Raw genomic sequence first — 10,339 nt, 5'->3', positions numbered from 1 at the left:
AGTTTCTATGATATCAGCCCGGCTTACCGGCAGGATATTATGGAAAGGATAAAGCTGGGAGAACGGCAGCTTAAAGTGGTGGTGGACTGCGGCAACGGCACCGCCGGTTTTATTGCTCCCCGCCTGTTAAGGGAACTGGGCTGTGAAGTAATCGAGCTCTACTGTGACTCGGACCCGAGCTTTCCTAATCACCATCCGGATCCGGTCAAGGTTGAGAACTGCCAGGATTTAATCCGGGTGGTCAAGGCGGAAGAGGCCGACCTGGGCATAGGTTTTGACGGAGACGGAGATCGCCTGGGGGTGGTGGATACTGAGGGTAATATTATCTGGGGAGATATGTTGATGATCCTTTTCTGGCGGGAAATACTGCCCAGCTACCCAGGAACGGACTGCATAGTAGAGGTTAAATGCTCCCAGTCCCTGATAGATGAGATAGAACGTCTGGGGGGCAAGCCTGTTATTTATAAAACCGGTCATTCCCTTATTAAGGCCAAGATGAAAGAAATAGGAGCGGTATTTACCGGAGAGATGTCCGGTCATATGTTTTTTGCGGATGAATACTATGGCTATGATGACGCTCTCTATGCTGCCGCCCGGCTCTTGCGTATCTTGTCCCACAGTGAGCAAAGCTTGAGTGAGCTCCTGGCTGATGTTCCCCGCTACCATGCCACTCCCGAACTCCGGGTTAAAAGCAGCGATAGCGAGAAGTTCGCGGTGGTTGAGCGGGTACTCTCACATTACCGAAATCACCATGAGGTCATAGACATAGATGGAGCCAGAATCCTCTTCCCCGGGGGCTGGGGTCTGGTTCGGGCCTCCAATACCGGGCCGGAGCTAATAGTACGCTGCGAAGCCGGGACCCCGGAAGAGCTGGAGCGGATTAAAACCGAGTTGTTTACCTTCCTGAAAGTATAACGAGGCAAAATATACCCCCGCATCCTTAATAGTGAGCGAAGCGAACATCAGTGGTGCCCGCATGGCGCTTCTTTAAGCGCTTGGTTTCCTATTAACAAAACAGGCGGCGGGTTCTAATCCCTCGCCTCGTTGCAACAGTGTGTTGAAACTGCTTAAGCGATTTCTTCCGATGCTTAAAGAAATTTACCGGAGGTTAGTTATTTTGAAAAGGTTTCGTATAATTCTAGCATTTTTCTTCTGTTTCATTATCTTAACTATCTTAACTATCTTAACACTATCAGCCTGTTCCTCGCCCTTAAAGCAAGCAACGGTTTATGAGAATGATGATAAAGTAAAAATGCTTAGCCGGGTGGAAGGTGAAGATATCTGTTTATATATTGATGGGAAATGGGATAAGAGCTTTCGTTTCGGCGTGAACCTGGGAGCCACCACAGCAGGTCATCATCCTGGAGAATTAAGCCCCAGCTATGATGATTACCGACGCTGGTTTGCCGGAATGGACGATTTGGGTATCCATTCCTTAAGGGTTTATACCATTCTGCCACCGCATTTTTATAAGGCCCTGGCTGACCACAATAAGGATGCCAGGAATAAACTCTGGCTTATACAGGGCATCTGGTCTCCGGAAGAAGAACTAATCAGCTTGCAGGACGCCTATTTGCCTGAGATTACTGACAAGTTTCACCGGGAAATTGCACTGGCGGTAAAGGCCGTATATGGGCTGGGCGAGATTCCAAGAGTACCGGGAAAAGCCAGCGGCATATATACCACTAATGCAGCCCCCTACCTTATGGCCTGGATGTTGGGTTCGGAGTGGGATCCCCTTATGGTGGACAAAACAAACCAAAACCATCCGGACAAAAAACAGTTTAAAGGCCAGTATTTTTCTACTACAGCTGAAGCAAGCCCTTTTGAAGCTTGGCTGGCCCAGTCTCTGGATATTCTGGCCGAGGCTGAAACGAGGCAGGGTTGGCAACACCCGCTTTCTTTTGTCAACTGGGTCACCACTGACCCGCTTTCTCACCCGGATGAGCCTTTTGAAAAAGAAGATCTGGTCAGTGTAAACCCCCGGCACATTACTCCCAGCAGTGAGTGGGAGGCTGGCTATTTTGCTGCCTATCATGTTTACCCCTACTATCCTGACAGTCTCCGTTATCAGAAGGATTACCTGGATTACTTAAATAAGGACGGGCAAAAAGACCCTTATGAAGCTTACCTCTTGGAATTGAAAGAAAAACACTCCGGTATACCGCTCCTGGTCGCGGAATTTGGCGTACCATCTTCCAGGGGGATGGCCCACCGGGGACCTCTGGAACGCAACCAGGGCATGCATAATGAGAAGGAACAAGGACAGATGATTGTCTCCATGTTTAAGGCCATGAAAAATATAAACCTGGCTGGCGGCATAGTTTTTTCCTGGCAGGATGAATGGTTCAAACATACCTGGAATACCATGAGCCTGGAAATACCATCCGAAAGACGCCCTATGTGGCTTAACCGTTTAACCAATGAAGAAAACTTCGGCCTGGTAGCGGTTGAACCAGGAAAGAGCAACCGCATTTATCTGGATGGAAAAATTGACGATTGGGAGCGCATCAATGCAGCCGAGAAAACCACCGGCGGTGATAGACTCCAACTTATGGCAAGCAGTGATGAAGCCTATTTATATTTGGCCATAGAAAATCCCACCGGGTGGAACTGGAATGAAGAAGAACTTCTAATCGCCTTTGACAACCAGCCCGGAGGCAATAAGTTCCTGTCTCAATCCAATGCTTACTTCGATGAAGGAGCTGAATTCTTGCTTACCGTCAAAGACCGGGATGAAGCTAAACTAATGGTGGCCAGTGCCTATGACCAGCATAGTTATCTTTATGGACGGGTACTTAAAATGATTCCCTTTGATCAATCCTTAAGCCAGGAAAACAACGGGCTTTTCTTGCCCTGGAAATTATGCTTGAGCCGCGAACTGTATTTACCAACATCTCAAAAAACCATTCCGTTTGAAGAAATCGAAATAGCTAAACTGTTTCACGGGAACAGCCATCCTGCTTCCCCTAATTATAACAGCCTGAGTGATTATTATTGCGGAGAAAAGCTGATTGAATTCCGCATTCCCTGGATGATGCTAGGCTTCACTGACCCCAGCAGCCACCAGGTATGGGTTTATCCCCATCGTCAAAATCTTGGAGAGTTCAGCAGTATAACTTCGCCGGGTCTAAACCTTCAACTGCTTAGTATTAATCCGAAAAATTCGCAAATAGTCAGCAAAAGCGAAGTTCTGCTCTACAACTGGAAAGACTGGGATATGCCCAGCTTTCATGAGCGCTATAAAGAGAGCTTTTATATCCTTAAGACTTATATTGCCGGCTTCAAGTAACTATTGGAGCCCTCTTACAATGCCCAACAACCGCAAACCCCAACCCTAATATTGGGGGCCTCATCCTGACAATTGTGCCATTACTCCCCAATAAGCGAAATATAATGGCGGACTTTTCTCTGCAGGTGATTAAAAAACAAATCGAAATAATCAAAGTAATAATAGAATAAAGCCACCAGCAACAGGAATAACAGGGATAAAACAATTCCCAATTTCCCCACCCAGCTCATTCCATAGTGAAAGGATACCTGGTGCTTTCCCGCCGGCAGTTGGATATAAATCAGATTATCCATGTTTTGAACCGGCAATGCTTTTCCATCCAGCCAGGCTTTCCAACGCGGGGTATAGGTAACTGAAACCAGAACTGGCCTAGGCTCCCTGGAATCATAGCTGAAACTGAAACCATCATGACGCCACTCATCCTCCAACACCGGGAAGGGATGGGGAACAATACTTTTGTTGGGATGAGCCAGGTCCATCAGTTGTTCCAGCATCATACGGATTTGCTCCCCATCAGCCGAGTTTAATTGCTGCCCAAGAGCCAGACCCACAAAATACACCCTGTGTCCATTGACCTCCTTATAGCCTATGGCAGGCACCTCTCTATCCTCACCCTGCATTACCGCCCAGGTTTCATCCAAATTTCCCAAGGCTGGAACCTGTCCGGTCGGATCTGCTTCCAACCAGGCTTCTCCTGTTATCCCGGCATTTTCACATGTTTTTAACCTGTAATCACTTTCAATCGTTTCCCAATAGGGGATTACATCCAGCAAAGGCCAGGTTTCCCCTCGTCCCATAGACACAATAACTACCTTGTCAGCTTCAGCCAGCTCTTCCACCATCCTTTGAAAGCTGGTAAAATCCTTTACTTCTGGTTCTATTAAATATATCAACTTGAATCCGGATAGATACTCCCGTGGATAATCTTCCAGACAACTGGAATAACCCCGGAGCATCCAGGGAAAATACATTTCAAAATTTATAGCCGCTTGACCGATTACCAATGCATCCCGCTCCTGCCGCAGGAAATAGGAGGAAGGAGTCGGATTGAAAAGGATACTTTTCTTGTCATCCTCTTTGATTAAGCGAAAGCCCTTATCCTGCAAACCCTCGATTAGCTTTTTCCAGCGATTGTCTATAAAAGCTGAACGGGTATTCCAAAAGAGCAGGTTCCTGATAATATAATCATTACAATTGGCAGCGATAGCAGTATTATGCTGCCAGAGAGCTCGATTATGCGGAGTACCTTCAATACTCCAACCATCGGTCATATTAAGCCCTTTAATCATTGGGAAATATGCAATATGTGATGCATCTGAATATAGCCATGAAAAACGTCCCTGTTCAAAAGCATTATTGCTAATCGATAGTAGCTTCAACTCCTGACGATATTCTATAAATTGATCGCTATGAGTCTCCATAGCTCTGGGGTTGATATCAATAGCTAAAAGTACTATTATTGCCCCACTTAAAATAATATATGTTATTTCCCGGATATAACCAGGTCTGGCTCTTAATAGAAGTTCGTTCAACACATAAACATCTAATATGGCTGCTGCCAAAACAGAAAAACTTAAAAACCTGCGCGGGATAAAAGACTGATGCAGGGGAATATATTTATATAGAGGAAATGCTTCACCAAATGATAGGCTTATCCCCAGCAGCATGGCTATTAGTAAAGGCAATACCAGCTTGCTCTTTCTCCAAAATATTAGGGAAATGCAAGCCAATAACAGCATGCTGCTGCCAATATAAAACCCGCTTCCGTTTCTTGCTGCTACAGAAAAAAACGAAGTCATGGCAGCAAATACTGAACTCGCTTCCGGCAATAGATAAGGTATGCTGGCATTTTCCAGATGAGTAGTACCAGGTACAATCCAAAACGATAACAATCCAGCCCCCAGGCCTACTGCCAAAATCCAGCAAATGCATTCACGCAGGATAATATGCCGCTCAAGCAGCATCACCAGCATAATAATTCCTATCAATATACTGATAAGAAAAGCATGCATGGATTGGGAAACAATAAGCAAGGCACCACAAATACTGACCAATAACCATCTTAACCGGGTTTTTTCTTCGAATAACAAGAAAGTAAAATACAAAAACCACGGCGTAAGCGCAAAAATAGGGATTTGCGCAATTTCACCCCCATTTAATCCCGATCTCAGCAAGAACGGTTGTACGGCATATAAAATCCCCCCGAACACTCCTATTCTTGGCCCAATAAAGCGGTAACAAAAATACCAAACCCCCAGCGCACCAATTAATTGAGACAAAAATATCATTATTTTAAAGGTAAGCATAATATTATGTGTAAACACTTGTACCAGGGAAAACAGGATAAATGATAATGGAGGATAATACTGGGTTACCGTGCTGCCGTTATACCAGAACGGGAACCAGCTGACCCATTTTCCTTCCATTATGTTGTCTGCCAGGTATACAATTCTGGTTAAGTGTCCCAGTCCGTCAGTAGTATATGGATAAGTATTATTGGCTGCTCCAAGTAGAGGCCAGATACCCCATATAATAGCTGCAGCAAAAAGAAGCACCGCTATCCCCAGTTCCCATTTAAACGACCGTGGAATTCCGGTTTTCTGGTCATTCTGGGGTTTTTGTTGTTTTTCACTGTTCTTATCCAGGATCGAATCAAAATGCAATTAAAGCTCCCCCATTAATGGATATATAAGCTTGAATTAGCTTTCAGGATTATTTGCAACACTCCATAAACATCAGGGAATAAGGCATACGCAGCAATCCTCGGCGAATGACGGTTTTATTAGCACTAAAACCCTGGGGAATCAGACTCCGGTACTCCTGCTCACTGCGTACAAATTCCCCCCGGTCTTTGGATATTAGATAACGCTCCCAGCGGGACTGCCCGGAATAAAAAACGGGATCAATAGTAATCAGACGCCCTCCCGGTTTTAAGGCTTTTTGGGCAAGAGTGAAGAGATTTTCAGCATGAGTATTATCCAGGTGATGTAATACCCCAATGGCTATAACCAAATCAAAAAGTTCCATTTGCTCAATTATTTTAAGACTCAATAACTGACATATAAACCGGCCGCGATGGCCAAATCGTTTCCTTGCCGCCTCGATATATTCTGCGCTCATGTCAAAACCTATATATTCAATATACTCCGGCAGATACTCCAGAATATCGGCAGGGCCGCAGCCAATATCCAGAATCCTGTTTCCGGCTTCAGGTTTGATATATTCATTTACATAAACTTGTCGAGCGGAACCCTGTCCGACTATAGTAGAAAACAAACGGTATACAAAAGGATTGGCCAGGATAAAACGTATATCGCCCCAACTCATTGAAAAAGGAACCTCCTCCCCCACCCCAATATTAATCCTTGGTTCTACTGCAAAAAGTTATATAATATGCATTAGCTTGCATAAATATGCCGCTCGCAGTATACGCATGAGCAACAGCTGCGCTCACTTTTCCTCATTAAATCCCCTGCTTTCACGGACGAAATACAGGGGACGATGCTTGGATTCAGTATAAATCCGGCCTATATATTCTCCGATAATCCCTATCGTAAATAACTGCACTCCCCCCAGAAATAACACCATAACCATAAGAGAGGGATAACCGGGAACCGGATTGCCGTATAAAAGGGTTCGAATTGTCATGTAAATACCATATAGAAAAGCATTGAAGGCCACAAAAAAGCCAAAATACATAGACCACTGTAAAGGCATATAGCTAAAAGAGGTAATTCCTTCAAGCGCTAAATTCCATAGTTTCCCATAGTTCCATTTGGTCTTGCCCGCATAACGGGCATCCCGATTGTACATGATTGCTGCCTGGCGAAAACCTATCCAGCCAAAAAGCCCCTTCATAAAGCGGTGGGTTTCCCGCAGTTCCTTTATTGCATCTACCGCCTGCCGGGACATGAGGCGAAAATCTCCTGTGTTGCCAGGTATATCAATGGGGCTTATCTTGCCTATAATTTTATAAAAAAGCGCCGCAGTCGATTTTTTAAACCAGCTTTCCCCATCTCGCTGGGTCCGAACTGCATAAACCACATCATAGCCTTCATTCCACTTCTCTATCATTTCATATATTAGTTCGGGAGGATCTTGTAAATCCGCATCGATAGGTACAACTACTTCACCGCTCGCATAGTCCAATCCTGCCGACAGTGCTATTTCCTTACCAAAATTTCTCGATAAATCAATAATTTTAAAGCGAGGGTTCATCTGATTTATTTTAATCATCTTTTGTAAAGTATCATCTCTGCTGCCATCATTTACACAAATAACTTCATAAGTCCGGTTAAGATTTGCAAGTACCATAGTAAGTCGTTCATAAAGTATTCCTATGTTTTCTGACTCATTAAACATAGGCACCACTATGCTTATAAATATATCCTCATTACTTTTCACCGCCTAATCACCACCTTATATTAAACGTTGCAGACAACCTGCAATTTTAGGAAATAACCAATCCCCGACCCAGGGGACAGGATTTTTGGGGAAGCAAAAAAAGCTTTAAATAATCCCTTATGGTCAGCCATAACTTGAGTTTGCTAGGGCTTACTTTATGATCATAACGCAAGACCAGAGGTACTTCCTCGATTTTGTTCGCCACTGTCGCTACTTTGAGCAATATTTCCACACTGCTGGCGAAGCTGCGGAATTTTAAAAATGATTCCTCGCTTTGCGATAAAGCCTGGTAGAGTACGGAGGTTTTATAGGCCCGGAAACCAACCGTATAGTCCTTTACTCCTTTAAGCGGGAAGAAGAGGGAAAGCAAAATCCTGGCTCCCAGGCTATAAAGCTGTCGTAATGGGGGAACTCCCACCTGTTTGCCTCCGGCGGTAAAACGCGAAGCTATTACGATATCTGCCCCCAAATCGCTTTTCTCTACCATCTGGCGGATAATATTTCCCGGATGTGAAGCATCGGCATCCAGGGTAGCCACACAGTGTGAACCCATCCTTATAGCCTCACAGAATCCGGTCAAAATGGCCTGACCCACCCCCATGTTTTGCGTGTGCGACAAAACCACCAGGCGCGGATTCTCCCGGGCCCAATTGTTTGCCAGCTGCAAGGTATCATCCTGGCTGCCATCATTAACCGCTACGATACGGTAATCATAGGACGGCGGCAGAGGAAAATCTCCATCGAACATCTTGCGTAACAGGGGAATTGACAGTTCCTCGTTATACATGGGCAAAACAATAACCACCAACTTTTCAAGCATAACCCGCCCCTCCCTAAATCATATATGCAGGAAATAAACCCCCAGCGATACCAGAAGCAAGCCCACAATCTTCCCCGAGCTAACCGTCTCATTAAATAAAAAAATAGAAAATAAAAAGACAATTATATAGGACAGGCTTACACTGGGATAAGCCTTGCTCAGTTCCATACTGGAAATAACCTTGATCCACAAAATCATACTACTTACAAAACATAATATACCGGTCATTATCCATGGATTGGTAAAAATATGGATGACGGTGTTTATGGTATGCGGCCAGGCCAAATTAACCTGCCCCATACGATTTACCGCAAATTTCAATAAAACCTGCCCGCTGGCTCCCAGCACAATCGATACAAATAAATATAGAAGGTTGCTATTCACGAATTCACCTGCCTTCTCTTGCTAATTTCTTCTTTTAATTCTTCGGCATAGGCCTGGAGTATTGACTGCAGCTGCAGTACCGGGTTCTGGGTTTTCCAGCTCTTTTCTTCGGTCAAAGCAGCAATGATCCCGGCCAGGCGAAACCAGTAAACCAGGTAACGATATAAAGGCATAAATAGAATAATCCACCATATTTTCTGCAATTCCTTCCGGAGTTCCGGGGCCGAACCCTTATAAGCAATATAGAAAGTACAACTCTCCAGGACAATGTAGCAGATATACATCCCTATCATCGCCACCACAATTGTAGGCAGGGGGTAGCCCAAAAAGAACAAGAAGGGGAGCAAAAAAGTCCAGGCCAGGCGCGAAAAGGTCAGGGTATGATCCGAAATCAGTATCCTACCCACAAAATCGAACAAGGCCCCAAAGATGCCGGGAATTCGCTCATAATATACCCCGGTAACTTCCATCTCCCCTCGTTGCCAGCGTAGACGCTGGGAATAGAGGCGGCTCAAATTTTCAATCGGTTCCACATAGGCTATGGCATCAGAAATAAATCCAATCCGCCCCTGGCTGGCCTCAATAGCCTGGCGTATATTGAAGGTAAGGTCGGTATCTTCGGAAACCGTGCGGGTCTGGTATAGAAAAGTCTGGAGAATTATGTCCCGCCGGAATACGGAAAAAGCGCCGGAAAGAGTAAAAATAGAATTCTTCATATCCTGGTAACGGCGGCCAATGTCAAAGGCTACGATATACTCAATAACTTCACAGTAGTTTATCATGTCTATAAAGCTGCTGCCCTCACCCAGCTTTTTATCCACCCGGATTGAACCGGTAGCTGCCGCCAGGCTGGGATCCTTTTCAAAGACCCTGACCACATTAAGTATCGCATCAGGATCCAGCCAGGTATCCGAATCCACATTCATCATGTAGCTGCCATGACCGGAATACACACCCGCGTTGAGAGCAATGGATTTTCCCGCCCGTTCCAGGGAACTCCACATGACCGACATCTCCGGATGCCGGTATTGAAAGCGCTGGAAAACATCAAAACTCTCGTCTTCACTGCCGTTATTCACACAGATGACCTGGATGGATTCCCGGGGATAGCTTTGCCTGGCTATGGAGTCCAAACAATGGCCCAGGGTATCTGCCGAATTATGGACTGGAATTATCACGGTTACATAAGGAAAGAAAAAGAGTTCTTCCTTTTTCTCCACTTTCTGCTTCCTGTTGCCGAGAAAATTGATGAAATAGACCATGGCCGTAGATACATCTACCAGCAAGGGCACCATCAACCATATACCCCAGAATAATCCAAATGCCAGTATTCTCTCCAGCCATATTTCAATCATTTTTTATATTCCTCCGTATCTTTTCCAAAGACGGCCGGGTAATCAATTGCCAGTAAAGAGCCACCGCCAGCAGGAAGAAAAACA

At 45.1% G+C, this 10,339-nt stretch carries 8 protein-coding genes; 2 read left to right on the top strand and 6 right to left on the bottom strand.

The genetic code is table 11. The annotated features are described in order from the left end of the window. Positions 1–915, top strand: a 915-nt coding sequence (locus PHP87_RS05905) for a phosphomannomutase/phosphoglucomutase (protein WP_299919523.1), incomplete at its 5' end; no start/stop codon positions are given. Between the two features lie 202 nt (positions 916–1,117). Then, positions 1,118–3,292 carry a family 2 glycosyl transferase gene (locus tag PHP87_RS05900; RefSeq protein WP_276621221.1) on the top strand — a complete coding sequence of 725 codons (2,175 nt, stop codon included), beginning with the start codon at positions 1,118–1,120 and terminating at the stop codon, positions 3,290–3,292. Between the two features lie 80 nt (positions 3,293–3,372). Here the strand turns inward: PHP87_RS05900 and PHP87_RS05895 are convergent, their stop codons facing one another. From PHP87_RS05895 to PHP87_RS05870, 6 genes are all read right to left on the bottom strand, one after another. Beyond that, positions 3,373–5,955: a 6-pyruvoyl-tetrahydropterin synthase-related protein gene (locus PHP87_RS05895; protein WP_299919518.1), complete on the bottom strand. Its 2,583-nt coding sequence runs from the start codon at positions 5,953–5,955 to the stop codon at positions 3,373–3,375. Between the two features lie 49 nt (positions 5,956–6,004). Further along, positions 6,005–6,619, bottom strand: a complete 615-nt coding sequence (locus PHP87_RS05890; protein ID WP_061213517.1) for a class I SAM-dependent methyltransferase — start codon at positions 6,617–6,619, stop codon at positions 6,005–6,007. A 123-nt stretch (positions 6,620–6,742) separates the two neighbouring features. After that, positions 6,743–7,696, bottom strand: coding sequence for a glycosyltransferase family 2 protein (locus PHP87_RS05885; protein ID WP_061213516.1), 954 nt, complete (start codon positions 7,694–7,696; stop codon positions 6,743–6,745). 46 nt (positions 7,697–7,742) lie between these two features. Continuing rightward, the gene (locus PHP87_RS05880) at positions 7,743–8,516 is read right to left on the bottom strand and encodes a glycosyltransferase family 2 protein (protein WP_299919514.1); all 774 of its coding nucleotides are present in this window, start codon (positions 8,514–8,516) and stop codon (positions 7,743–7,745) included. 18 nt (positions 8,517–8,534) lie between these two features. Further along, on the bottom strand, positions 8,535–8,900 hold the full coding sequence (locus tag PHP87_RS05875; protein WP_061213514.1) for an EamA family transporter: 366 nt from the start codon (positions 8,898–8,900) through the stop codon (positions 8,535–8,537). Further along, the gene (locus tag PHP87_RS05870) at positions 8,897–10,255 is read right to left on the bottom strand and encodes a TIGR03111 family XrtG-associated glycosyltransferase (RefSeq protein ID WP_061213513.1); all 1,359 of its coding nucleotides are present in this window, start codon (positions 10,253–10,255) and stop codon (positions 8,897–8,899) included. The genes PHP87_RS05875 and PHP87_RS05870 overlap by 4 nt, the downstream gene beginning before the upstream one ends. Positions 10,256–10,339 lie beyond the last annotated feature (84 nt).

It is taken from the genome of Syntrophomonas sp., assembly GCF_028707975.1.
In the GTDB taxonomy this organism is placed as follows: domain Bacteria; phylum Bacillota; class Syntrophomonadia; order Syntrophomonadales; family Syntrophomonadaceae; genus Syntrophomonas.
This window is presented reverse-complemented; position numbering and strand designations above follow the sequence as displayed.